The organism is Plantactinospora sp. CNZ320, assembly GCF_002846275.1.
In genome coordinates this window covers 3,326,041-3,350,518 of sequence record NZ_PJMP01000001.1, presented here as the reverse complement: position 1 = coordinate 3,350,518, position 24,478 = coordinate 3,326,041, and the positions used below count along the sequence as shown (strand labels likewise).

Below are 24,478 nucleotides of genomic sequence, written 5' to 3'. Positions count from 1 at the left end.
GTTCCGGCGCCGCCGAGCGCTGCGGTGTCCACGAAGACCGTCGGCACCGGCCGATCCCGGTTGTCGACCAACGTCATGGCGACTCGTCGAGCGCGGGTGGCCCGGTCCGACCGGCACCGTTCCACGAGCCGAGCTTCTCCGGATTGAGTACCGCCCAGATGCGTCTGATCCGGCCGGCCGTGACGTGGAACGCGAAAACCCCCACGGTCACGCCGTCCCGCCGAGCGACCAGCCCGGGGCGGCCGTTGACGGTACGCTCCAGCAGGGTCAGGCCGTCTGGCGCCCTGCTCATGAGCTCGGTCAGGCGGCGCGCGATCCGCTCTCCGCCTTCGATCGGGCGGACCTCGGCGTTGGTGATGCCACCACCGTCGCCGACCGCGGTGGCTCCGGGGTCGAGCAGTCCGAGGAGTGCGTCGATGTCGCACGCCCGCCATGCCCGCTTGAATTCCCCGACGACTCGGGCCTGTTCGGCGGTCGGGGTCGCCGGACTCCGCACCACCCGGACACGACGGCGGGCCGAGGAGGCCAGTTGGCGACAAGCCGCCGGTGTGCGGCCGACGGTCTCGGCCACCTCGGCGAAGGAGAACCGGAAGACGTCGTGCAGGATGAACGCGACGCGTTCGGCCGGGGTCATCGATTCGAGTACCACGAGGAACGCCATGCTGACCGACTCGTCGAGGGTGACCTGGTCGGCCGGGTCGACTGTGGGACCGGCTGGCCGCCCGTCGATCCACTCCGCCGGTTCGGGCACCGGCTCCGGAACCCATTCGCCCACGTACCGCTCACGTCGGACCCGGGCCGAGCGGAGCACGTCGAGGCAGACGCGACCGGCTACCCTGCTCAGCCAGGCGCTCGGGGATTCGATGGCGTCCCGCTGTTGCGGTGACATGGCGTACCAGCGGGCATAGGTCTCCTGGACGGCGTCCTCGGCCTCGGAGAGGGACCCGAGGAGCCGATAGGCGATGTTGATCAAGAGACGTCGGTTGCCCATGACCATGCTGAGGTCCCCGTCAGAGTCGAACCGGGTGGTCATAGCGTCGACAACTCCCTCGGTCGTACCTGTCCTCGTCGGTCCGACGAAGCCCCTGTCCTCGTTCAACCGACGAAACACACTGCCGAGTTGTGAGGTCGCCGAAGCACCTCACGTTTCGGTGCGTCGGATCGTCACATCTGCGGCACCCGCCACTGACAGAGACGACATGCAGGCAGTGAGGAACTGATGAGCGACTTCCAGGCCGTCGCCGACCGCGTCGAGATCGAGGCGCTGCGCGGCGAGTTCACCGACGCGGCGATGATGCGCGACCGTGCCCGTCTCGCGGCACTGTTCACGCCGGACGGCGTGCTACGGATGCCCAACATCCCGGTCGAGCTGGTCGGCCGCGAGGAGATCCGCGCCGGCGGCGAGCGGCTACAGGCCCAGTGGGACGTCTTCGTGCAGACCACCCACCCGGGAACCATCGAACTTGACGGCGACACCGCGATCGGCCGCGCCTACCTCCAGGAACTCGTCCGCACCCGCGACGGCCACGAAGGACTGAACTATGCCATCTACCACGACCGCTACCAGCGCACCCCGGACGGCTGGAAGTTCACCGAGCGCGTCTACGAGGTCAGATACCTCGACACCACCCCGCTCGCGGGCTCGGCACCTCGATCGACGGACGAACCCGCCCGGCCGGAAATCTCAACTGACCCGACGCCGGCTCCCTCGTTCGCCGATCCGGTCTCCCCGGAGCGCCTGGAGCGATCCGCAGCCGCGCTGACGGCACACGGCTTCACCGTCGAAATCCTTGACGACGTTGCCGCCGCGCGCGCCCGCATCGCGGAGCTGATACCCGAGGGCGCCAGCGTGTTCACCGCAGCCAGTGAAACCCTCCGGCTTTCCGGCATCGACGCCGATCTGAACACCAGCGGGCGATACCAGGCCATCAAACCACGGGTACTGGCAATGGACCGCGCCACCGCCGCCGACGAGATCCGGCGGCTGCTGGCCAGCCCTGACGTCGTCGTCGGCAGCGTCGCCGCAGTTACCGAAACCGGCTCGCTCGTGGTCGCCTCGGCGAGCGGAAGCCAACTACCCGCCTACGCCGGTGGCGCTGCCCGCGCGATCTGGATCGTCGGAGCGCAGAAGGTGGTACCCGACCTGAGCACCGCGCTGCGTCGCGTCGAAGAACACGCCCTCCCGTTGGAGAACACCCGAGCCCAGGCGGTCTACGGGACGCCCAGCGCGATCAACCGGCTACTCATCCTCAACGCGGAACCCCACTCGGTCTGGGACAGCGGCAAGAAGGTGACCCCCGGGCGCGCCACCATCCTGCTGCTCCGCGAGGCCATCGGGTTCTGACGCTACTGCTTTGGTGGTTCTGAGGCGCCGCGTCGACGGCAAGTCACACAGCGGTACGGCAGCGATCACCCCGACCATGACGGCGGTCGACCACTCACGCGATCGTCACAGCCTCTCGGCGGCGGCCCGTCTCATCGACGTGATCCCTGGTCGGGGCGGAGCGACGGCGACGCACCGCCGCCCGGCACACTGTCTGTGCGCCGGGCGGCGGACAGCCCGGCCAGCGTGAACACCAGGCAGCCGAGCGCCACCAGCCAGCAGATCGCCGCGATGGTCCATCCCTGGCCAGCTGGCGGACCGAAGTCCAGCGTCAGGTAGAACGGGCCGGCAATCACCCACGGGACCAGCGCGTTCAGCCGGGCCCCCCACGGTGGCGCCCCGACGTCGCTGCTGTGCAGGCCAAGTCGACCACCCAGCATGGTAAGCAACGGGTAGAGCGTGAAACACACGATCATCGGCACCAGCACGCCCAGGTCGCCGGGCATGGTGGTCGGGAAGGAGTAGTCGCCGCCCTCGTCCCACCGTTGCAGCCACTGCGGTGTCAGGGTGGCGGCCACCGCGGCCTGCCCAGCCGCCATGAGCAGCCCAGCGGCCGCCGTGGTCACGAGCGTGGCTCGCGCGGACGTCTGTCGCAGCCCGAGCCAGAAGCCGACGAAGATGGCCAGCCCGTGGCCGACGTGGACACCTGCGGTGTACAGCGCGACGGCCCCTCGCCGCAGGGCATCCCGCTCCTGCTCGTAACCCTGTGGGTCATAGAACGTCCTGAGGACGTCCTCGACGAAGAGGGCGTTGATCTGAACGGCAATCACCGTCCAGGCCGCCAGACCGAAGCCGGCGACGAGGGAGGCTCGCCAGGCAGAATGGCGCGCCGGTCCATCGACCATGCTGCCTATGGTGCACCATGCGGCCACCTTCCGGTGAGCCGGCTGCCCATCAGCATGACCTGCGGGCGGCGGTCAGCCCCGGTTGCGTCTCGTGCCCGCTCGTGCCCGGTGTGCGCCACGGTTACTGGCCGACGGACGGCCCATGCTGGCCATGCGATCAGCAGAAGATCGCGGGCGGCCGGTCGGGCTACCTGCACCCTGGTCAGCCCGCCCGTGCTTGTCCGGTCGGCGTCGGTGGTTCACCTCGGCTGTACAGGTGACGGTACGACCGGGAACGTGCTGTCAGGGAACACCTAGGCTGGCACCATGTCGGCGGAGCACGGAGTGATCGACCTGGACGAGCACAATCCCCGGTCGACGGCGGCGAGCAGCGCGGTTCCCGACCGCCTCCTGGTCAGACGGAGGACAAGTGTCTGGCTCGTCGCTGCCTTTGTTGCCGGCGGGGTGCTTGGTGGCGTCGGTGTCAGTGTGCTGCGGGACTCGCAGGAGGATCGGGAGCGAAGTGCCTCGGTCGCACTCGTGGCCTTTCCCGCCTCCATCGCTGGCGGGGGTTCGGACGTCCCGGGCGTTCTCCAGATGGACGGGCAACTGGCAGTGACCAACGCCGGCCAAGCGCCGCTCACGGTTCGTGCGGCGACTGGGCAAGGACCGGGTGCCCTGGTCCGTGACACCGGAAAGTCTCGCTTGCTACGCCCCGGTGATACCGACGTGATAGGTGTCAAGCTGCGCCTCGAATGCGCGACCGCGTTCGGGGGTGAGCTGTTGTCGATGCGGTTCTCAATCGAGACCGGCGATCGCCAGGTCAGAGAAATCAACTACCCCGTCGCCCTGGTGGGAAGCATCTGGCACGCCAGAACTGAGCAGCCGTGCGCGCATGTCCAGGAGATGGAGAAGCGCGGCGGATAGCGCTGAAGCGGATCTTCTCGTCGGGCAGGCGCCGGACCGTCCAGCCTCCCCGGGCGGACGAGAGCAAGGAGTAGAACCCGTACCGTCAGTTTTCAAGATTTCTTTCGGCTTTCGTGTTCTGCCGAATCCTGATAGTTCTTGACCAACTGGGGCACAGGTCACTGGCACGTGACTGGCAGGGCTTCGCGGTGAGTGGTCGTCCGGCGGCGTGCGATCTGCCGCGCCCGGCCCTCTCGGGTCGGACGGCTTTCCGTGCGCCTGGACCTCGCTGCCCGGTGGCAGGCCAGGACGCAGCGCAGCAGCCGATCGCCCCACCCTCGGCGGACAACTGGACCACCGTCGCGATCGTCGCGGTGGCGCTACCCTGACCGTCGTGACGACCATCGAGCAGCTTGAGCGGGAAGTGTGGCCGGACCCCGGCCCGGACGACACGTTCCTCGTCCGACGCTGCATCGAGCTGCGGCGCAAACCGGTCGCAGAGTTCACCGTCGAAGACCTGCGCATCATGCTCGGCCAGCGAATCGGGGTGTCTGCCCTGCTGCCTCTCGCTGTACAGGTCCTGCTCCAGGATCCCCTGGCCGAGGGCGACTACTACCCAGGCGACCTGCTCTTCAACGTGCTGCAGCTGCCGGACTCGGCGTGGTCGAATCTCCGAGCTGAACGGACGCAACTGGCATCAGGTCTGACTCGGCTGGTTGGCGGCCACCCATTCTCCGACCCCGACCTTGGGCCGCGTGACCCAAACCGACAGCTCCGTGACGCCATGGTGCGGTTCCTTGGTCAGTAGGAGCCACAACAGTCGATTCTCAGGAGAGTGGGTCCGGGCAGGGAACGAACTTCTAGCTTCACGCCCAGATATGGCCGGGCGGTTCGGCCGGTGTGGGCCGGAGGCCGTTGGAGCGGGCGACGGGAACTGCGGCTTGGTCGCGGACCGGAGGGGATTTGAACCCCTGGTGGGGCATGGCACGCCAGTGGCCCCACGCGTCTCCCAGTCACGGCGCGTGCACCAGACCGACTCGGGACGCTGCGATAACCCGGCTCTGCCACCGGTCCAGGTCACATCTTGCCCGTCGACGCTGGACCGGGGGTACCGGCTTTGGGTCGTGCTTGATGGCACGGCCGGCCGGCGTCGTACGGCTTTCCGCCCCGGCACTTCCGGCCGGGCGGCTTGCCGTGGCGCCAGGGCACCACACCCCAAAGCTACGGCTCCACGGTGATCGGGCACGGTGCGATGAGCAGCAGCATCAACGCGGACGCGCTTGTCTTCGTCGGGTCGCCGGGTGTCGACGTCAACCACGCCAACGAGCTGACCGGCGTGCATCCCAGCCAGGTGTACGCCACCCGCGCCGAACACGACATGATCGCCCGGATCCCCGACTGGGACATCATCCACGGCAACGATCCCACCCGGGACGACTTCGGCGCCAACGTCTTCGCCAGCAATCCCGGCGACCCCGACGACGAGGCCGCGACCCACTCCAGGTACTGGGACGAGGAAAACGTCTCCCGCGACAACATCGCGTTCGTTGCCACCGGCCAGACTGAGAAGTCGACATGAACATGAGACGAGCCGTATCGGCCGTGTTGGTTACGGCGATGAGCCTGGCTCTCGTCGCGTGCGGGGGGAAGGAAGAAAGCTTGCAGCCCACCGAGACCCAAGCCACCGCCATCGAGCGGGTGGAGAAGCTCATCCAGGACGCGTTCGCGCAACTGCCTGCCGGCACCACCCTCAAGGACGATTACCGCGGCAACGAGGCTGCCTGCGACGATCCCACCGACAACGGCCCCGCCGGCCGGATCATCGTCGAGCACCGCCACTGGATCGTGTCCTCCGAGAGCTTCGGCGCATGGAAGACCGACCAGGTCATACCGCCGCTGGTCGCGTACTGGCAGCAGCAGGGCTTCAAGGTCAGGCACGACCTGCGGGACCGGCCCGACCCCCGCTACACCGTCGAGAACGCCGACGGATACCTCGTCTCCGTCCGACGCTACGACCGGGGCGTCTCCTACGAGTTCACCCTGTCCGCCACCTCACCCTGCATCTGGCAGAACGGCACACCGAACCCGCAGTAGGGGCGGCTGGTGCGGCGCGGGGCGGATGCCCGGCGGCTGTCGGCGGATCTCCGCCCAGCCGCGGAGCGGTCCGGGGCGGCGTGCCGCCGGACGACCTACCGCTCCCGCGCCGCGCAAAGATCCCACCCGACGCCGAGCGGCGAGATCGGTGACCCCGCAGGCCACCCGGACGGCAGGTCCCGCGCTGCTGGCATACGAATGGCACACAAGATCGAAGAGAGTTGCACACAACACATCCAGGCTGGACGAGCACGCCGCTGACCTGGGCCGGAGGAACTGGAGCGGGCGACGGGAATCGAACCCGCACCGTCAGTTTGGAAGACTGAAGCTCTGCCATTGAGCTACGCCCGCGCTCGCCCTGATCATCTCAGGACACGACCGACAGCCTAACGGGTCGCCCTGCCCCCTGGATACCGGTATCCCTCCGGCCGCCGCCAGCCCCGCTCCCAACCCCGAAACCGGCAGCGCGAGCACCCCACGTACCCCCGGATCAAGCTTGATCGGGACGACACGGCGGCCGGGCACGGAGACCGGGCGGGCGCGACCCCGACCCGACGACATACACTCTTCACCGCCACGGGGTGTGGCGCAGCTTGGTAGCGCACTCGCTTTGGGAGCGAGGGGCCGTGGGTTCAAATCCCGCCACCCCGACTGTCCCCCGCAGCTCTGGCTGCGGGGGAGAGCCTCGGTTGCGGGGCGGGTGAGTCTCGGCTGTGGGGTGAGTCCTACCACCCCGCGCCGTCAGCCGCCGCTGCCGGCTCGCCTACACTCGATGGGCTGAAGACCGGCCCAGACTTAAGATCGAGATCCGTCAAGGAGTACGCCTGTGAAGAGCACCGTCGAGACTCTGAGCCCGACGCGCGTGCGGCTCGCCATCGAGGTGCCGTTCGTCGAGCTCGAGCCGAGCCTCAAGAAGGCGTACCGGGAGATCGCCTCGCAGGTCAATGTCCCGGGCTTTCGGCGCGGCAAGGTGCCGGCTGCCGTGATCGACCAGCGGGTCGGTCGGGGCACGGTGCTCAACGAGGCCGTGCAGGAAGCCATCCCGGAGAACATTCTCGCCGCGGTCCGCGAGCACGACGTGAAGACGCTGGGCCGGCCCGAGGTCGAGATCACCGAGTTCAACGACGGTGACTCGCTGAAGTTCACCGCCGAGGTCGACGTCCGCCCCGAGATTACGCTGCCCGACCTCTCCACGGTCGAGGTGACCGTCGACGAGCTCCAGATCGACGAGAGCGAGATCGACACCCAGGTTGCCAGCCTGCGCGAGCGGTTCGCCACCCTCAAGACGGTCGAGCGGGCCGCCCAGGAGGGCGACTACGTGCAGATCGACCTGGCGGCGACCGTCGACGGCGAGGACGTGCCGGGCGGGTCGGCGACCAACATCTCGCACGAGGTCGGCAGCAAGCAGCTCCTGCCGGGGCTGGACGAGGTGCTGGTCGGCCTCTCGGCCGGTGACTCGACCACCTTCCAGACCCAGCTCGTCGGCGGTGACTTCGCCGGCCGGGACGCGGACGTCTCTGTGACGGTCCGCACGGTCAAGGAAAAGGAGCTTCCTCCGCTCGACGACGATTTTGCCCAGCTCGCCAGCGAGTTTGACACCCTCGACGAGCTGCGTGGCGACATCCGCGAGCGGGTGAGCCGGTCGAAGAAGATCGAGCAGATCTACGCCGCCCGGGACCGCGCCCTGGAGCAGATGGTGGCGGCCGCCGACGTGCCGGCCCCGGAGGGGGTCGTGCGCGAGGAGGTCGAGCACCGCAAGCAGGCGATGGTCGACCAGCTCGAGCGGATCGGCGCCTCCCTGGAGGAATACCTGACCTCCGAGGAGAAGACCGAGGAGCAGATCGACGCCGAGCTGAAGGACGCGGCCACCGAGGGGGTCAAGATCCAGCTCCTGCTGGACACCCTGGCCGACGCCGAGGAGGTCCAGGTCTCCGACGACGAGTTCGGGCACGAGATCGTGCACCGGGCGCAGCGTGCCGGGATGGCCCCTCAGCAGTACTACGACCAGCTCGTCCGCTCGGGCGCGGCCGGCGCGGTCTTCGGCGACGTCCGGCGCGGCAAGGCGCTGGCCATGGTGATGGAGCGGATCAAGATCACCGACTCGGCCGGCAACCCGATCAGCATGGACGAGCTCCGCGCCGCGAGCGGCGAGGAGCACGACCACCAGCACGACCACGACCACGAGCACTGAAAGCGGCGCGGGTCGTGACCGCCGGGCCCGGACGCCACGCTCCGGGCCCGACCAGACCAGAACCCCATCGGGTACGCCCCGGCGGTCAGCACGCCACTGCCGTCGCTGCCGTACCGCCGCCGCCTACTGCGCTGTTAGCGAACAGTGCCCGGACCGGGACGTTACGACCCCGGTCAGCGGTTAATGTCGGGCGTAAGACGCACGGAGAGCGAAGGGCTGCCATGACTGGTTCAGACTTCTCAGCTATGCCCCTGCGGGTGACCGAAGCCCGCGGTGCGGACGCACTTGGTGGCAACCTCGACGACTCGGTCTACAACCGGCTGCTCAAGGAGCGGATCATCTTCCTTGGCAGCGAGGTGACCGACCAGGTCGCCAACCGCATCTGCGCACAGCTGCTGCTACTCGCGGCGGAGGACCCCAGCCGCGACATCAACCTGTGGATCAACTCGCCGGGTGGCTCGGTCTACTCCGGCATGGCGATCTACGACACCATGCAATTCATCGACAACGACGTCTCCACCGTCGCCATGGGCATGGCCGCCTCGATGGGCCAGCTCCTGCTCTGCGCCGGCACCAAGGGTAAGCGCTACGCCCTGCCGCACGCGCGGATCATGATGCACCAGCCCTCCGGCGGCATGGGCGGCACGGCATCCGACATCGCCATCCAGGCGGAGCAGATGCTCTACACCAAGCGGATGTTCCAGGAGCGGGTGGCCCACCACACCGGCCAGGACCAGGCCCAGATCGAGGCCGACTCGGACCGGGACCGCTGGTTCACCGCCACCGAGGCCAAGGACTACGGCTTCATCGACAAGGTGATCACCGGAGCCGCGCAGGTTCCGGAAGGCGCCGGGACCCTGAGCTGAGGAGCGGAACGATGACTGACCCGACCCTGCTTGCCGGTGGCGGCTTCCAGCCCGTGCACAACCGGTACGTCCTGCCCTCCTTCGTCGAGCGCACCTCGTACGGCGTCAAGGAGTCGAACCCCTACAACAAGCTCTTCGAGGACCGGATCATCTTCCTCGGCGTGCAGGTGGACGACGCGTCGGCCAACGACGTGATGGCCCAGCTGCTGACGCTGGAGGGCACCGACCCGGACCGCGACATCATCATGTACATCAACTCGCCCGGTGGCTCGTTCACGGCCATGACGGCGATCTACGACACGATGCAGTACGTCCGGCCGGACATCCAGACCGTCTGCCTCGGGCAGGCGGCCAGCGCCGCGGCCGTACTCCTCGCCGCCGGTACGCCCGGTAAGCGCATGGCGCTGCCGAACTCCCGGATCATCATCCACCAGCCGGCCACCGAGGGCGGCTACGGGCAGGGCTCGGACATCGAGATCCAGGCTCGGGAGATCCTCCGGATGCGTACCCAGCTCGAGGAGATGCTCTCGCGACACTCCAACCAGCCGATTGAACGAGTCCGTCGTGATATCGACCGTGACAAGTTCATGACCGCCGAGGAGTCTCGGGAGTACGGCCTGGTCGACACCATCCTGACCAGCCGAAAGAAGGGCCTGCTCGCGGCCAACGCCTCGAGCTGATCATCTTGGGTCAGAGGCCGGCCGACCGACTGTCCGGCGGCCGGCCTCTGACACACCCGTTTTGGGGGTCGGAGAAACCTCGCGCAGCGGGTAACGTCGGTTCTGCACCGCCCACGGCCGGTCGGAACCGGCCGGTGAAGACAACCGACGGGGCATACCGTCCGCAGGCCAGTGGACCTCTGTTCGACAGAGGGTGGCCGATGAGCGCAGGGAGAACGTAGGTGGCACGGATCGGCGACGGTGGCGACCTACTCAAGTGCTCCTTCTGTGGCAAGTCACAGAAGCAGGTCAAGAAGCTCATCGCGGGCCCCGGGGTCTACATTTGTGACGAGTGCATAGACCTCTGTAACGAGATCATCGAAGAGGAGCTGGCCGAGTCCGGCGAGGTGAAGTGGGAAGAGCTTCCCAAGCCGATGGAGATCTGCCAGTTCCTCGACCAGTACGTCGTGGGTCAGGACCAGGCCAAGAAGGCCCTCGCGGTAGCGGTCTACAACCACTACAAGCGGATCCAGGCGGAGTCCGCCGGCGGGCCCGGCGCCAGCGACGGCGTGGAGCTGTCGAAGTCCAACATCCTGCTGATCGGCCCGACGGGGTGCGGCAAGACACACCTGGCCCAGACCCTCGCCCGGATGCTCAACGTGCCGTTCGCGATCGCCGACGCCACCGCGCTGACCGAGGCCGGCTACGTCGGCGAGGATGTCGAGAACATCCTGCTCAAGCTGATCCAGGCCGCCGACTACGACATCAAGCGGGCCGAGACCGGGATCATCTACATCGACGAGGTCGACAAGATCGCCCGCAAGTCGGAGAACCCGTCGATCACCCGGGACGTCTCCGGCGAGGGCGTGCAGCAGGCACTGCTCAAGATCCTCGAAGGCACGGTGGCGAACGTGCCGCCGCAGGGTGGCCGCAAACACCCGCACCAGGAGTTCATCCAGATCGACACCACGAACGTGCTCTTCATCTGTGGTGGCGCCTTCGCCGGCCTCGACCAGATCATCGAGGCCCGCACCGGCCAGGGCGGGCTCGGCTTCGGTGCCCACCTCCGCTCGGTCTCCGAGCGCTCGACCGACGACATCTTCGGCCGGGTGATGCCGGAGGACATGCTCAAGTTCGGTCTGATCCCCGAGTTCATCGGCCGGCTCCCGGTGATCACCAACGTCCGGAGCCTCAACCGTGAGGCGCTGGTCCGGATCCTCACCGAGCCCCGCAACGCGCTCGTCCGGCAATACCAGCGCCTCTTCGAGCTCGACGGCGTCGAGCTGGAGTTCGAGCCGGCGGCGCTGGAGGCGATAGCCGACCAGGCCATGCTCCGCGGCACCGGTGCCCGAGGGCTGCGCGCCATCCTCGAAGAGGTCCTGCTCTCGGTGATGTACGAGGTGCCCAGCAACCCGAACGCGGCCCGCGTCCTGATCACCCGAGGTGTCGTACTCGAGAACGTCAACCCGACGATCGTGCCGCGCGAGTTCACCGGTCGGCGCGCCCGCCGGGAGCGCGAGGAGCGCTCGGCCTGACTCCGGCCCTCAGGGCCGTTCCGGTGAGTCCGGGGAGCCTGGTCACCTGGCCAGCGTCCCCGTAGGCTCTTCGCATGCGCGTCGCCGTCTGCCAGCTCAACGCCCGCGACGACCGGAAGGCCAACCTGGCCGTCGCCGCCGAGCTGCTCGCCCGGGCCGCGGACGCCGGGGCGGATCTGGCGATCCTGCCGGAGTACGCCGACTATCTCGGCCCGTCGCGTGGAATGCCCGCCCCTGAGCCGGTCGACGGCGAGTTCGCCGACTTCTTCGCCGAGGCGGCCCGGCAGCACGGGATGTGGGTGCACGCCGGCTCTTTCCACGAGATCGGACCGGACCCGGAGCACACCTACAACACCTCGCTGGTCTTCGATCGCACCGGAACGCTCGCCGCCACGTACCGGAAGATCCACCTCTACGACGTGGAGATCCCCGGCCGGGTCTCCTATCTCGAATCCAGAACCGTCGCCGCGGGCTCCGAGCCGGTCACGGTCGACGTCGACGGGGTACGCGTCGGCCTGTCGATCTGCTACGACCTGCGTTTCCCGGAGCTGTACCGGCAACTGGCCGTCACCGGTCAGGCCCAACTGCTGGTGGTGCCCGCCGCCTTCATGCTGCACACCGGTCGGGACCACTGGGAGGTGCTGCTGCGCGCCCGGGCGATCGAGAACCAGTGCTACGTGGCAGCGGCGGCGCAGATCGGCGATCACGAGCCGGGGCGTACCTGCTTCGGCCGGAGCATGGTGATCGACCCTTGGGGAACGCTGCTGGCCCAGGCGCCCGACACCGTCGGAATCGTGGTCGCCGAACTCGACTTCGACCGGCTCCGCGAGATCCGTACCGAACTCCCCAGCCTGGCGAACCGTCGCCTCTGACGGAACGGTCCCCGCTGGCTCGACAGCCGTACGGTCATTGCAGCAGCACGCCGACGACGGCCAGGCCGACGATCACGGAGGCCGTCACCAGCAGCCCGGTGGTCATCCGGGACCGGCCACGGCGGGCCAGCCGATGTACGGAGACGACCATGGCCACCAGCACGAGGCCACCGATGACGAGCTGCCAGAACGGCAACAGGAGCGCGGTGATGCTGTCCTGCGCGACGATGATCTGCGTGGAGCTCGCGAACGCGGCCATGGTTGCCACTCTGACACGCCTGGCACGTACCGACACCCGACAACCGTGGCACGGTCCGGTCACAGCGGTACAGGAAGGAGGAGTACGTCGATTTGCGCCCAGGGGCGCGACGGCGTAACTTTCTCCCTGCGCGCGGCGCCCCGGACGACAAGGCCGGGCCGCGAGCACCTCGGTCTCTCGGAAGGCATGAGCCTGACAGGGACTGAGGCCGGGTGGTGCGCTCGACCGATGAACTTCGAGTTGAGATTGCGGGACCAACCGGGTAGAGTGTTCGAGGCCGGCAGGAGCCGGGCAGATGCGCCGCGAGCGGCCATCGGCCGGTCTGCAGGCCTCCCCCTGACAGAAGCGACCACCATCAGGTGTGCGTGTGTGCGGGGACTCTCGGCTGAAGCAGACAGGCCCGAAGTTGGTGCTTGACACTGCGAAGCAGAGCGGGTAGGTTAGGTAAGTTGCCCCGGGGGCGGTCCTCTCCGTGAGGATCGTGTCTGGTGTGTGGTTGTTCTTTGAGAACTCAACAGGGTGCTTGATAAGCCAGTGCCAAATGTTTGTTTGATTTGGCAGCAAGTGTTTATTGTTGCCGGGTTTTGGATTTTCCATAGTTTTTGTTGGAGAGTTTGATCCTGGCTCAGGACGAACGCTGGCGGCGTGCTTAACACATGCAAGTCGAGCGGAAAGGCCCTTCGGGGTACTCGAGCGGCGAACGGGTGAGTAACACGTGAGTAACCTGCCTCAGGCTTTGGGATAACCCTCGGAAACGGGGGCTAATACCGGATATGACCTTTGACCGCATGGTTGGGGGTGGAAAGTTTTTCGGCCTGGGATGGGCTCGCGGCCTATCAGCTTGTTGGTGGGGTGATGGCCTACCAAGGCGACGACGGGTAGCCGGCCTGAGAGGGCGACCGGCCACACTGGGACTGAGACACGGCCCAGACTCCTACGGGAGGCAGCAGTGGGGAATATTGCACAATGGGCGGAAGCCTGATGCAGCGACGCCGCGTGAGGGATGACGGCCTTCGGGTTGTAAACCTCTTTCAGCAGGGACGAAGCGTAAGTGACGGTACCTGCAGAAGAAGCGCCGGCCAACTACGTGCCAGCAGCCGCGGTAAGACGTAGGGCGCGAGCGTTGTCCGGATTTATTGGGCGTAAAGAGCTCGTAGGCGGCTTGTCGCGTCGACTGTGAAAACCCACAGCTCAACTGTGGGCTTGCAGCCGATACGGGCAGGCTAGAGTTCGGTAGGGGAGACTGGAATTCCTGGTGTAGCGGTGAAATGCGCAGATATCAGGAGGAACACCGGTGGCGAAGGCGGGTCTCTGGGCCGATACTGACGCTGAGGAGCGAAAGCGTGGGGAGCGAACAGGATTAGATACCCTGGTAGTCCACGCTGTAAACGTTGGGCGCTAGGTGTGGGGGGCCTCTCCGGTTCTCTGTGCCGCAGCTAACGCATTAAGCGCCCCGCCTGGGGAGTACGGCCGCAAGGCTAAAACTCAAAGGAATTGACGGGGGCCCGCACAAGCGGCGGAGCATGCGGATTAATTCGATGCAACGCGAAGAACCTTACCTGGGTTTGACATGGCCGCAAAACCTGCAGAGATGTGGGGTCCTTCGGGGGCGGTCACAGGTGGTGCATGGCTGTCGTCAGCTCGTGTCGTGAGATGTTGGGTTAAGTCCCGCAACGAGCGCAACCCTTGTTCGATGTTGCCAGCGCGTTATGGCGGGGACTCATCGAAGACTGCCGGGGTCAACTCGGAGGAAGGTGGGGATGACGTCAAGTCATCATGCCCCTTATGTCCAGGGCTTCACGCATGCTACAATGGCCGGTACAATGGGCTGCGATACCGTGAGGTGGAGCGAATCCCAAAAAGCCGGTCTCAGTTCGGATCGGGGTCTGCAACTCGACCCCGTGAAGTCGGAGTCGCTAGTAATCGCAGATCAGCAACGCTGCGGTGAATACGTTCCCGGGCCTTGTACACACCGCCCGTCACGTCACGAAAGTCGGCAACACCCGAAGCCGGTGGCCTAACCCTTTTGGGAGGGAGCCGTCGAAGGTGGGGCTGGCGATTGGGACGAAGTCGTAACAAGGTAGCCGTACCGGAAGGTGCGGCTGGATCACCTCCTTTCTAAGGAGCACCTCTCGGCGAAGGCCGGGTAGGAGCCCCAGGGCCCGCGGATGTCGGGTCGGGGTGCTCGATGGCGGAGACACTGGCGAGTTCACGGCTGGCAACGGCTGACACGGCGAGTACGGCCCCGCTCTTGTGGTGGGGTGTGGAAGGTCGGGTTGGTGCGGCTGGTGGTGGATGATGGGCACCCTGTTGGGTCCTGAGGGAACAACCGTGTGGTTGGTTCTTCAGTGGCTGTGGCGGGCTTTTGGGTTCGTCTGGCTGCCAGGCATGGCCTGGCCTCGCATACCGGATCTTTGCTCTGTTGTTGGGGGTGGGGGTTGCTGGTGTGGGGTTGTGGGTTGTGGGTTGGTCGTTTGTTGAGAATTGCACAGTGGACGCGAGCATCTTTGTGGTCAAGTTGTCAAGGGCGAACGGTGGATGCCTTGGCACCAGGAGCCGATGAAGGACGTGGGAGGCCGCGATAGGCCTGGGGGAGCTGTCAACCGAGCTGTGATCCCAGGGTGTCCGAATGGGGTAACCTGGCACCAGTCATGTGGTGTCACCTGCACCTGAATTCATAGGGTGTGTGGAGGGAACGCGGGGAAGTGAAACATCTCAGTACCCGTAGGAAGAGAAAACAATAGTGATTCCGTGAGTAGTGGCGAGCGAAAGCGGATTGAGGCTAAACCGGTTGCGTGTGATACCTGTCAGGGGTTGCGTGGTCGGGGTTGTGGGACCTCATGGGGTGGGCTGACAACCATCCGGGGAGTTATAAAGCCAGTTGTTAGCTGAATGGTGTGGAAAAGCCAACCGTAGGCGGTGATAGTCCGGTAGGTGAAAGCAGCTGGTCTTCCTTGTGGGTGTTCCCGAGTAGCGGCGGACTCCTGTAATCTGCCGTGAATCTGCCAGGACCACCTGGTAAGCCTAAATACTTCCTGGTGACCGATAGCGGACGAGTACCGTGAGGGAATGGTGAAAAGTACCCCGGGAGGGGAGTGAAATAGTACCTGAAACCGTTCGCCTACAATCCGTCGGAGCCTTTTGGGGTGACGGCGTGCCTTTTGAAGAATGAGCCTGCGAGTTAGTGGCATGTGGCGAGGTTAACCCGTGTGGGGTAGCCGTAGCGAAAGCGAGTCTTAATAGGGCGTGTAGTCGCGTGTTCTAGACCCGAAGCGGGGTGATCTAGCCATGGGCAGGCTGAAGCGTGGGTAAGACCGCGTGGAGGGCCGAACCCACCAACGTTGAAAAGTTGGGGGATGACCTGTGGTTAGGGGTGAAAGGCCAATCAAACTCCGTGATAGCTGGTTCTCCCCGAAATGCATTTAGGTGCAGCGTCGTGTGTTTCTTGCCGGAGGTAGAGCACTGGATGGTCTAGGGGCCCTACAAGGTTACTGAAATCAGCCAAACTCCGAATGCCGGTAAGTGAGAGCGCGGCAGTGAGACTGCGGGGGATAAGCTTCGTAGTCGAGAGGGAAACAGCCCAGATCGCCAGCTAAGGCCCCTAAGCGTGTGCTAAGTGGAAAAGGATGTGGGGTCGCATAGACAACCAGGAGGTTGGCTTAGAAGCAGCCACCCTTTAAAGAGTGCGTAATAGCTCACTGGTCAAGTGGTTCCGCGCCGACAATGTAGCGGGGCTCAAGTACACCGCCGAAGCTGTGGCATTCACATTTTAACTTCGTGTAGGTCTTTCGGGATTTGCATGCAGGTGTGTGGATGGGTAGGGGAGCGTCGTGCCGGGGGTGAAGCAGCGGGGTGACCCAGTTGTGGACGCGGCACGAGTGAGAATGCAGGCATGAGTAGCGAAAGAAGGGTGAGAAACCCTTCCGCCGGATGACCAAGGGTTCCAGGGCCAGGTTAATCCGCCCTGGGTGAGTCGGGGCCTAAGGCGAGGCCGAGAGGCGTAGTCGATGGATAACGGGTTGATATTCCCGTACCCGTGTAGGAGCGCCCGTGATGAACCTCGTTGTGCTAACCACCCGAACCTGTGGCGGTCTTCGGACCTCTGTGGGGGAGCGTGGGAACCTGGCGGGTAGTAGTCAAGCGATGGGGTGACGCAGGAAGGTAGCTGAGCCCGGCCGGTGGTTGTGCCGGGGTAAGCGTGTAGGCCGGTGTGTAGGCAAATCCGCACGCCATGTGGCTGAGACGTGATGCCGAGCCGATTCAGGTGAAGTCAGTGATCCTATGCTGCCGAGAAAAGCCTCTAGCGAGTTCCGAGCGGCCCGTACCCTAAACCGACACAGGTGGTCAGGTAGAGAATACCGAGGCGATCGGGTGAACTGTGGTTAAGGAACTCGGCAAATTGCCCCCGTAACTTAGGGAGAAGGGGGGCCGGAGACGTGAAGCCACTTGCTGGTGGAGCGTTGTATGGCCGCAGAGAGCAGGGGGAAGCGACTGTTTACTAAAAACACAGGTCCATGCGAAGAAGTAATTCGATGTATATGGACTGACGCCTGCCCGGTGCTGGAACGTTAAGGGGACCGGTTAGTCTTTCGGGGCGAAGCTGAGAACTTAAGCGCCAGTAAACGGCGGTGGTAACTATAACCATCCTAAGGTAGCGAAATTCCTTGTCGGGTAAGTTCCGACCTGCACGAATGGCGTAACGACTTCCCCACTGTCTCAACCACAGGCCCGGCGAAATTGCAGTACGAGTAAAGATGCTCGTTACGCGCGGCAGGACGGAAAGACCCCGGGACCTTTACTATAGCTTGACATTGGTATCTGAATTAGCTTGTGTAGGATAGGTGGGAGCCGGTGAAGTCCATACGCCAGTATGGGTGGAGGCAATCTTGAAATACCACTCTGGTTGGTTTGGGTATCTAACTTCGGGCCCTTATCGGGTTCAGGGACAGTGTCTGGTGGGTAGTTTAACTGGGGCGGTTGCCTCCTAAAATGTAACGGAGGCGCCCAAAGGTTCCCTCAGCCTGGTTGGCAATCAGGTGTTGAGTGTAAGTGTATAAGGGAGCTTGACTGTGAGACTGACGGGTCGAGCAGGGACGAAAGTCGGGACTAGTGATCCGGCACTTGCGTGTGGAAGCGGTGTCGCTCAACGGATAAAAGGTACCCCGGGGATAACAGGCTGATCTTCCCCAAGAGTCCATATCGACGGGATGGTTTGGCACCTCGATGTCGGCTCGTCGCATCCTGGGGCTGTAGCAGGTCCCAAGGGTTGGGCTGTTCGCCCATTAAAGCGGTACGCGAGCTGGGTTTAGAACGTCGTGAGACAGTTCGGTCCCTATCCGCCGTGCGCGTAGGATACTTGAGAAGGGCTGTCCCTAGTACGAGAGGACCGGGACGGACGAACCTCTGGTGTGCCAGTTGTCCCGCCAGGGGCACGGCTGGTTGGCTACGTTCGGGAGGGATAACCGCTGAAAGCATCTAAGCGGGAAGCCTGCTTCAAGATGAGGTATCCCACCCCGTTATGGGGGTAAGGCTCCCAGTGAGACGACTGGGTTGATAGGCCGGAGATGTAAGCCAGGTAACTGGTTCAGTTGACCGGTACTAATAGGCCGAGGACTTGACTACGAAGCTGCTACGCGTCCACTGTGTGATTCACAGCAAACGAACAACGGTTCCCGCGTGTGGGTGGGATGTGTTGTTTGTGTTGTTGATAGGGTTACGGCGGTTATGGCGGAGGGGAAACGCCCGGTTACATTCCGAACCCGGAAGCTAAGCCTTCCAGCGCTGATGGTACTGCACTCGGGAGGGTGTGGGAGAGTAAGACGCCGCCGGACATCTTCTACGAAGTGGCGCCACCTTCACAGGTGGCGCCACTCGTGTTTTACGGGCAAGTGGCGTGGTGGGCAACAGCGTGCCACGTCCGAATAGGCTTCTGCAGTGGATCAGGTACGCCGTGCTGTCGTTCACGCCGATCATGCGCAGTTCTACGTCCAGGATGTCGATGGGCAGACCGCGGCTGAGCAGGACGAGGACTACGACTGGCCGGAGGCGTGGTCGGACGAGGCGGTCGAGGTATGGCGCATCGGCCTGGACGGCCCCTGTTCGATCGCGATCGGCACCGCCCGTAGCGACCACGTCGAGACGGCCCTGCAGGTGCACCACGCCTGCCCGCCGTTGCTGGCTGATGCCGAGCACGTCGTCGAGGCGGATCTCACCGTGCCGAGCGGCGTCGTACACGTCTTCGGATGCATGGAGCTTCCCGGGCCGGAGCACCGGGTCGAAATCCCGGCCGGGCAGTACCGGCTCCGAGTCTCGCACCTGCCGTCGGGCCCGCCCGCAGCGCCGACACTGACGTGTTCGGACGAGCCTGGTCCGCACTTCGTCTACCACCTGGACCTGTGGCCGCGCGCTGAAGCGACCGGCGTCGCAGTCATCCGACGCGGGCGACCTGCATAACTGGCGTGGCGGGGTGGGGCAGGTCAGTCTCGGCTCTGCACCGCGTTGCGGATCTCCCGCAGCAGCGTGGCGGACTCGTCCAGGGGCCGACCGGCGAACATCCCCATCGCGATGCTGCCGTGGTCGGCCCAACCGCAGAAGACCAGCTCGCCGTCCTGGATCGGGGCGGTGCCGCACTTCATCACCCCGCCGAGTGGACCGGCGTCCACCTCCCGAACGTCGGAGACCTTGCTGTCCTGCTCCGAGGCAAGAGCGAAGATGCGGTCCAGGTCCCGCTCGGGCTGCCAGACCAGGGTCGTACCGCCGAAGAGCAGGACGCTGCGGCCCGGGCCAGCCGGGTCGGAGTACGCCGCGCCGAAGCTCTCGGCAAAGTTGATTTCGGCGTTCACGGCGGTCCGAAGGTACTCGATGGTGGTCCGGGCGCCCTCGCTCTCGTCCCGGGTGAGGCCGGCGACCTCGACCGGGGTGGTGAGGGTGGCGTCCTTTTGTTGCAGGATGCGCCAGCCGACGCTGCCGAAGACGGCGGCTCCGGCGACGGTGACCGCGAGCACCGCGCCGAGGACGATCTTGCGTCGGCGGGACGACGGCTTGCCGGCCGGACCGGCGGCACCGACCTGACCGTCGGGCGCCGGAACGTCGTCGACCGCCGGAGTGATGTCCAGTGCCGAAGAGCCGTCGACCGCCGAGGTGGCGTCGGATGCCGGTGTGATGTCGACGGCATCGGTCTCCCGGCCGGTCCGCTGGCCCAGCACGATCGGTTCCGACGTGATCTCGATAGCACCGGAGTCGGCGGTGGCACGCCGTTCGGAGCGGGGGGCATCGGACATAGCCGCCACCGTACGCGACGGGTGGTGGCGCACGACGGGCCCGGCGCCCAGGCTCGTAGACTTCGAGGGTGACCGAGACTCTGGATGCGAACCGCGCCGCGGCCCCGACCCTTTCCGCCCAGTACCAGCCGGGCGAGGTAGAAGGTCGGCGGTACGAGGAGTGGGTAGCGGCCGGGCGTTTCCGGGCCTCGGCCGACAGCGACAAGCCGCCGTTCACCATCGTGATCCCGCCGCCGAACGTCACCGGCTCGCTGCACATGGGCCACGCCTTCGAGCACACCCTGATGGACGCGCTCACCCGGCGGCGCCGGATGCAGGGCTTCGAGGCGCTCTGGCTGCCCGGCATGGACCACGCCGGCATCGCCACCCAGAACCTGGTCGAGCGCCAGCTCGCCGGCGAAGGGCTGTCCCGGCACGACCTGGGCCGGGAGAAGTTCGTCGAGCGGGTCTGGCAGTGGAAGGCGGAGTCGGGCGGCAAGATCCTCGGCCAGATGCGCCGGCTCGGTGACTCTGTCGACTGGGACCGCGAGCGTTTCACCATGGACGAGGGGCTGTCCCGGGCGGTACAGACGATCTTCAAGAAGCTGTACGACGACGGCCTGATCTACCGCGCCGAGCGGATCATCAACTGGTGCCCGCGCTGCCTCACCGCGCTCTCCGACATCGAGGTGGAGCACACCGACGACGACGGTGAACTCGTCTCGATCCGGTACAGCGACGACGTGGTGGTCGCCACCACCCGGGCCGAGACGATGCTCGGGGACACCGCGGTCGCGGTGCACCCGGACGACGAGCGCTACAGGCACCTGATCGGCACCGAGGTCGAGTTGCCGCTGACCGGGCGGCGGATCCCGATCGTCGGTGACGAGCACGTCGACCCGAGCTTCGGTACCGGCATGGTGAAGGTGACCCCGGCGCACGACCCGAACGACTTCGAGATCGGCCAGCGGCACGACCTGCCCTCGCTGACCGTGATGGACGAGCGTGGCGTGATCACCGCGCCCGGCCCGTTCGAGGGACTCGACCGGTTCGAGGCCCGCCCGGCGATCGTCGCCGCACTGCGCGAGCAGGGCCGGATCGTCGCGGAGAAGCGGCCGTACGTGCATGCGGTGGGGCACTGCTCGCGGTGCCGTACGACCGTCGAGCCCCGGCTGTCGTTGCAGTGGTTCGTCAACACCGGTCCGCTGGCCCGGGCGGCCGGCGACGCGGTGCGGGACGGCCGGGTCAGGATCGAGCCCGCCGACATGGCGAAGCGGTACTTCGCCTGGGTCGACAACATGCACGACTGGTGCATCTCCCGCCAGCTCTGGTGGGGGCACCGGATCCCGGTCTGGTACGGCCCGGACGGCGAGGTGCGCTGCGTCGGCCCGGACGAGGAGCCACCCACCGGGGAGGGCTGGACGCAGGACACGGACGTGCTGGACACCTGGTTCTCCAGCGCGCTCTGGCCGTTCTCCACGCTCGGCTGGCCGGAGTCCACGCCCGACCTGGCGAAGTTCTATCCGACGAGCGTGCTGGTGACCGGCTACGACATCCTCTTCTTCTGGGTCGCCCGGATGATGATGTTCGGCCTCTACGCGATGGACGGCCGGCAGCCGTTCGACGTGATCGCGCTGCACGGCATGGTGCGCGACCAGTACGGCAAGAAGATGTCGAAGTCCTTCGGCAACGTGGTCGACCCGCTGGACTGGATCGAGCGGTACGGCGCCGACGCCACCCGGTTCACCCTGGCCCGGGGCGCCAACCCTGGACAGGACGTGCCGGTCAGTGACGAGTGGTGCCAGGGCTCCCGCAACTTCTGCAACAAGCTCTGGAACGCCACCCGGTTCGCCCTGATGAACGGGGCGCACGTGGCCGGGGAGCTGCCGGAGCCGGCCCGGCTCTCGACCGTGGACCGGTGGATCCTCTCCCGGTTGCAGCAGGTCACCGCCGAGGTGGACGAGCAGTTCGAGGCGTACGAGTTCGCCAAGGTCTGCGACGTGCTCTACCACTTCGCCTGGGACGACGTCTGCGACTGGTACGTCGAGCTGGCCAAGCCGGTGCTGGCCGCCGGTGGCGAGCCGGCCGAGGTCACCCGCCGGGTACTCGGGCACGTGCTCGACCAGTTGCTGCGGCTGCTGCACCCGGTGGTGCCGTTCGTCACCGACGAGCTCTGGACCGCGCTGGCCGGTACCGAAAACTCCGGTGCGGACCCGGCGGGGGCGTCGGTGATGACCGCCGCGTGGCCGGTCGCGGTGCCGGCGCTGCGCGACGAGGTGGCGGAACGCGAGGTGACCGAACTCCAGCGGGTGGTCACCGAGATCCGCAGGTTCCGCTCCGACCAGGGGCTGCGGCCGGCGCAGCGGGTGACGGCCCGGCTCGACGGGCTCGCCGGGGCCGGCATCGCCGCGCACGAGCCGCTGATCCGCTCGCTCGTCCGGCTCGACGAGCCGGCAGCGGACTTCCGGGCCAGCGCCACCCTCGCCGTCTCCGGCGCCGTGACGGTGGCCCTGGACACCCGGGGGTCGATCGACGTCGCCGCCGAGCGGGCCCGGCTGACCAAGGACCGGACCGCGGCGGAGAAGGAGATCAGCCAGGCTCGGGCGAAGCTCGGCAACCCGGCCTTCCTCGACAAGGCGCCGGCACCGGTGGTCGACAAGATCAGGGGCAGGTTGGCGGCGGCCGAGGCGGATCTGGAGCGGATCGCCTCCGCCCTTGCCGCACTCGGCTGACCTTGACAGGCGGGTGACCTTGACAGTCGGCGGAACGGGCGGGGGCGTACGGTGCGGGGGCGAGGGACACGGTGAGTGAGCGTACGGAGCGGGCGGCCGAGTTCGCCCGGGTCGAAGCGGAGTTGGCCGATCGCGGCTACACCCGGATGGTCTTCGACCTGGGGCGGATCGAGGAACTGCTCGACGTGCTCGGCAGCCCGCAGCGGGCGTACCCGGCGATCCATCTGACCGGCACCAACGGCAAGACGTCGACGGCTCGGATGATCGACTCGTTGCTCCGGGCGTTCGGGCTGCACACCGGCCGGTACACCAGCCCGCACCTGGAGACCGTGCGGGAGCGGATCAGCCTGGACGGCGAGCCGATCAGCGAGGACCGGTTCGTCTCGGTCTATCGGGAGGTGGCGCCGTTGGCCCGGCTGGTCGACGAGCGCGCCGACGAGCCGCTGACGTACTTCGACATGACCACGGCGCTCGCCTTCGCCACCTTCGCCGACGCCCCGGTCGACGTGGCGGTGGTCGAGGTGGGGCTCGGTGGGGCGGAGGACTCCACGAACGTGCTGAACGCCGGGGTCGCCGTCATCACCCCGATCGGGCTCGACCACACCGAGTGGCTCGGCGACACCATTACCGACATCGCGCTGCACAAGTCGGGGATCATCCACAAGGGCGCGACGGTGATCTCGGCGGTGCAGCCGGAGGAGGCCGCCGGGCCGATCCTGGAACGCTGCGCCGAGGTGGGCGCCACCATCGCCCGGGAGGGCGGCGAGTTCGGCGTACTGCGCCGGAGCATGGCGGTCGGCGGCCAGGTGCTGTCGTTGCAGGGCCTCGGCGGGGTCTACGACAACGTTTTCGTACCCCTGCACGGGGCGCACCAGGCGCAGAACGCCGCGATCGCGCTCGCCGCCGTCGAGGCGTTCCTCGGCGCGGGCGCGTCCCGGCAGCTCGATGTCGAGACCGTCCGGCAGGGCTTCGCCACCGCCGACTCGCCCGGCAGGCTGGAGCGGGTACGGTCGGCCCCGACGATTCTGCTGGACGGGGCGCACAACCCGCACGGCATGGCCGCCACCGTCACCGCGCTCCAGGAGGAGTTCGCGTTCAGCCGGCTGATCGCGCTGGTCGGGGTGTTGGCGGACAAGGACGCGTCAAGCCTGCTCGAACTGCTCGAACCCGTGGTCGATGCGATCGTGGTGACCCGGAACAGCTCACCCCGGGCGATGCCGGCGGCGGAGCTCGGCGTACTCGCCGAAGAGGTCTTCGGGGCGGACCGGGTCGAGGTGGCCGAGGAACTGCCGGACGCGATCGAGGCCGCCGTGGCGCTGGCCGAATCCGACGTGCAGGGGGAGTTGAGCGGGGTGGGCGTGCTGGTCACCGGCTCGGTGGTGACCGTTGCCGACGCGCGACGGCTGCTGAAGCGATGAGCGCGCCGGACGAGGCGGTCGACCCGTCGGACCAGACCAAACCGGCGGCCGGGTCGGCGGGATCGGCGGCTGGGTCGGCTGGACCGGCCGGGGCAGTCGACGAGGACGGCTCGACGGGTACCCCCGGAGGCCGGCCCTCCGGACTGCGGGATCCGGGTCGGGCGGTACGCAGCCTCGGCGCCCTGACACTGAGCGTCGAGACGCTGGCGCTGCTGCTCGCGATCCAGCCGATCCGACTGCTCGGCGGCGACCTGAGCGGCACTGCCATCGGGGTGATCGTCGGGCTCGCGGTGCTGGCGGTCGTACTGGCGGGCTGCCTGCGTCGGCCGTGGGCCTGGCACGCCGCCACCGTCCTACAGGGGCTGCTGCTGCTCGCCGGCTTCCTGCACTGGTCACTCGGCGCGCTGGGGCTGATCTTCGCCGGCGTCTGGGCGTACGTGCTGCACGTCCGGCGGGCCATCCTCGGTTGACCGGGCGGCG

At 66.5% G+C, this 24,478-nt stretch carries 17 protein-coding genes, 3 tRNA genes, 3 rRNA genes and 1 pseudogene; 18 read left to right on the top strand and 6 right to left on the bottom strand.

The genetic code is table 11. The features are described 5' to 3' along the window. Positions 1 to 73: 73 nt before the first annotated feature. Positions 74 to 1,033, bottom strand: coding sequence for an RNA polymerase sigma factor SigJ (gene sigJ, locus CLT71_RS14635; RefSeq protein ID WP_101367593.1), 960 nt, complete (start codon positions 1,031 to 1,033; stop codon positions 74 to 76). A gap of 186 nt (positions 1,034 to 1,219) precedes the next feature. Between sigJ and CLT71_RS14630 the strand changes: the two genes are divergently transcribed. Continuing rightward, on the top strand, positions 1,220 to 2,344 hold the full coding sequence (locus CLT71_RS14630; protein WP_101367592.1) for a nuclear transport factor 2 family protein: 1,125 nt from the start codon (positions 1,220 to 1,222) through the stop codon (positions 2,342 to 2,344). Between the two features lie 131 nt (positions 2,345 to 2,475). Here CLT71_RS14630 and CLT71_RS14625 read toward each other — a convergent pair whose 3' ends face one another. Continuing rightward, positions 2,476 to 3,228: a hypothetical protein gene (locus CLT71_RS14625; RefSeq protein WP_101367591.1), complete on the bottom strand. Its 753-nt coding sequence runs from the start codon at positions 3,226 to 3,228 to the stop codon at positions 2,476 to 2,478. Positions 3,229 to 3,534: 306 nt separating this feature from the next. Here CLT71_RS14625 and CLT71_RS14620 point away from each other — a divergent pair, with 306 nt between their 5' ends. Together CLT71_RS14620 and CLT71_RS14615 are read left to right on the top strand one after the other, a co-directional pair. After that, a complete protein-coding gene (locus tag CLT71_RS14620; protein ID WP_101367590.1) occupies positions 3,535 to 4,134 on the top strand; it encodes a hypothetical protein in 600 nt (199 codons plus the stop codon). 373 nt (positions 4,135 to 4,507) lie between these two features. After that, positions 4,508 to 4,921 carry a contact-dependent growth inhibition system immunity protein gene (locus CLT71_RS14615; RefSeq protein ID WP_101367589.1) on the top strand — a complete coding sequence of 138 codons (414 nt, stop codon included), beginning with the start codon at positions 4,508 to 4,510 and terminating at the stop codon, positions 4,919 to 4,921. 140 nt (positions 4,922 to 5,061) lie between these two features. Here the strand turns inward: CLT71_RS14615 and CLT71_RS37005 are convergent. Next, positions 5,062 to 5,187 (bottom strand) — tRNA-OTHER (locus CLT71_RS37005). Between the two features lie 109 nt (positions 5,188 to 5,296). Between CLT71_RS37005 and CLT71_RS14610 the strand changes: the two are divergent. Together CLT71_RS14610 and CLT71_RS14605 are read left to right on the top strand one after the other, a co-directional pair. Then, positions 5,297 to 5,692: pseudogene (locus tag CLT71_RS14610) on the top strand (alpha/beta hydrolase); the annotation flags it as partial. Between the two features lie 80 nt (positions 5,693 to 5,772). Beyond that, positions 5,773 to 6,207 (top strand): hypothetical protein, encoded by a 435-nt coding sequence (locus tag CLT71_RS14605; RefSeq protein WP_143743478.1) that lies wholly within the window; start codon positions 5,773 to 5,775, stop codon positions 6,205 to 6,207. Between the two features lie 277 nt (positions 6,208 to 6,484). On the opposite strand, the gene CLT71_RS14600 is transcribed toward CLT71_RS14605, so the two are convergent. Beyond that, positions 6,485 to 6,558 (bottom strand) — tRNA-Gly (locus CLT71_RS14600). A 226-nt stretch (positions 6,559 to 6,784) separates the two neighbouring features. Between CLT71_RS14600 and CLT71_RS14595 the strand changes: the two genes are divergently transcribed. The 6 genes from CLT71_RS14595 to CLT71_RS14570 all read left to right on the top strand — a co-directional run bounded on the left by CLT71_RS14595 (position 6,785) and on the right by CLT71_RS14570 (position 12,330). Next, positions 6,785 to 6,858: transfer RNA gene (locus tag CLT71_RS14595), tRNA-Pro, on the top strand. 175 nt (positions 6,859 to 7,033) lie between these two features. Continuing rightward, complete coding sequence (tig, locus tag CLT71_RS14590; RefSeq protein WP_101367586.1) at positions 7,034 to 8,398, top strand: trigger factor; 1,365 nt, start codon at positions 7,034 to 7,036, stop codon at positions 8,396 to 8,398. Positions 8,399 to 8,619: 221 nt separating this feature from the next. Beyond that, positions 8,620 to 9,264, top strand: a complete 645-nt coding sequence (locus tag CLT71_RS14585; protein ID WP_101367585.1) for an ATP-dependent Clp protease proteolytic subunit — start codon at positions 8,620 to 8,622, stop codon at positions 9,262 to 9,264. A gap of 11 nt (positions 9,265 to 9,275) precedes the next feature. After that, complete coding sequence (locus tag CLT71_RS14580) at positions 9,276 to 9,944, top strand: ATP-dependent Clp protease proteolytic subunit (protein ID WP_101367584.1); 669 nt, start codon at positions 9,276 to 9,278, stop codon at positions 9,942 to 9,944. Between the two features lie 221 nt (positions 9,945 to 10,165). Further along, entirely contained in the window at positions 10,166 to 11,458 is a 1,293-nt protein-coding gene (gene clpX / locus CLT71_RS14575) for an ATP-dependent Clp protease ATP-binding subunit ClpX (RefSeq protein ID WP_101367583.1), read from the top strand. A gap of 74 nt (positions 11,459 to 11,532) precedes the next feature. Continuing rightward, positions 11,533 to 12,330, top strand: a complete 798-nt coding sequence (locus tag CLT71_RS14570; protein WP_101367582.1) for a carbon-nitrogen hydrolase family protein — start codon at positions 11,533 to 11,535, stop codon at positions 12,328 to 12,330. Between the two features lie 34 nt (positions 12,331 to 12,364). Here the strand turns inward: CLT71_RS14570 and CLT71_RS14565 are convergent, their stop codons facing one another. Continuing rightward, positions 12,365 to 12,589: a hypothetical protein gene (locus CLT71_RS14565; RefSeq protein WP_101367581.1), complete on the bottom strand. Its 225-nt coding sequence runs from the start codon at positions 12,587 to 12,589 to the stop codon at positions 12,365 to 12,367. Between the two features lie 602 nt (positions 12,590 to 13,191). Here CLT71_RS14565 and CLT71_RS14560 point away from each other — a divergent pair. From CLT71_RS14560 to CLT71_RS14545, 4 genes are all read left to right on the top strand, one after another. After that, a 16S ribosomal RNA gene (locus tag CLT71_RS14560) occupies positions 13,192 to 14,707 on the top strand. 393 nt (positions 14,708 to 15,100) lie between these two features. Further along, positions 15,101 to 18,211: ribosomal RNA gene (locus CLT71_RS14555) — 23S ribosomal RNA — on the top strand. A 92-nt stretch (positions 18,212 to 18,303) separates the two neighbouring features. Continuing rightward, positions 18,304 to 18,420 (top strand): 5S ribosomal RNA (gene rrf, locus CLT71_RS14550). Together the 16S, 23S and 5S rRNA genes form the textbook arrangement of a ribosomal RNA operon. A gap of 103 nt (positions 18,421 to 18,523) precedes the next feature. Continuing rightward, positions 18,524 to 19,042: a hypothetical protein gene (locus CLT71_RS14545; protein WP_101367580.1), complete on the top strand. Its 519-nt coding sequence runs from the start codon at positions 18,524 to 18,526 to the stop codon at positions 19,040 to 19,042. Positions 19,043 to 19,065: 23 nt separating this feature from the next. Here CLT71_RS14545 and CLT71_RS14540 read toward each other — a convergent pair whose 3' ends face one another. Further along, the gene (locus tag CLT71_RS14540; RefSeq protein ID WP_101367579.1) at positions 19,066 to 19,869 is read right to left on the bottom strand and encodes a hypothetical protein; all 804 of its coding nucleotides are present in this window, start codon (positions 19,867 to 19,869) and stop codon (positions 19,066 to 19,068) included. A gap of 68 nt (positions 19,870 to 19,937) precedes the next feature. Between CLT71_RS14540 and CLT71_RS14535 the strand changes: the two genes are divergently transcribed. The 3 genes from CLT71_RS14535 (at position 19,938) to CLT71_RS14525 (ending at position 24,468) form a co-directional block, all read left to right on the top strand. Continuing rightward, positions 19,938 to 22,580 (top strand): valine--tRNA ligase, encoded by a 2,643-nt coding sequence (locus tag CLT71_RS14535; protein ID WP_101367578.1) that lies wholly within the window; start codon positions 19,938 to 19,940, stop codon positions 22,578 to 22,580. A 146-nt stretch (positions 22,581 to 22,726) separates the two neighbouring features. Continuing rightward, a complete protein-coding gene (locus CLT71_RS14530) occupies positions 22,727 to 23,998 on the top strand; it encodes a bifunctional folylpolyglutamate synthase/dihydrofolate synthase (protein WP_486483681.1) in 1,272 nt (423 codons plus the stop codon). Then, the gene (locus CLT71_RS14525; protein ID WP_101367576.1) at positions 23,995 to 24,468 is read left to right on the top strand and encodes a DUF4233 domain-containing protein; all 474 of its coding nucleotides are present in this window, start codon (positions 23,995 to 23,997) and stop codon (positions 24,466 to 24,468) included. The genes CLT71_RS14530 and CLT71_RS14525 overlap by 4 nt, the downstream gene beginning before the upstream one ends. Positions 24,469 to 24,478 lie beyond the last annotated feature (10 nt).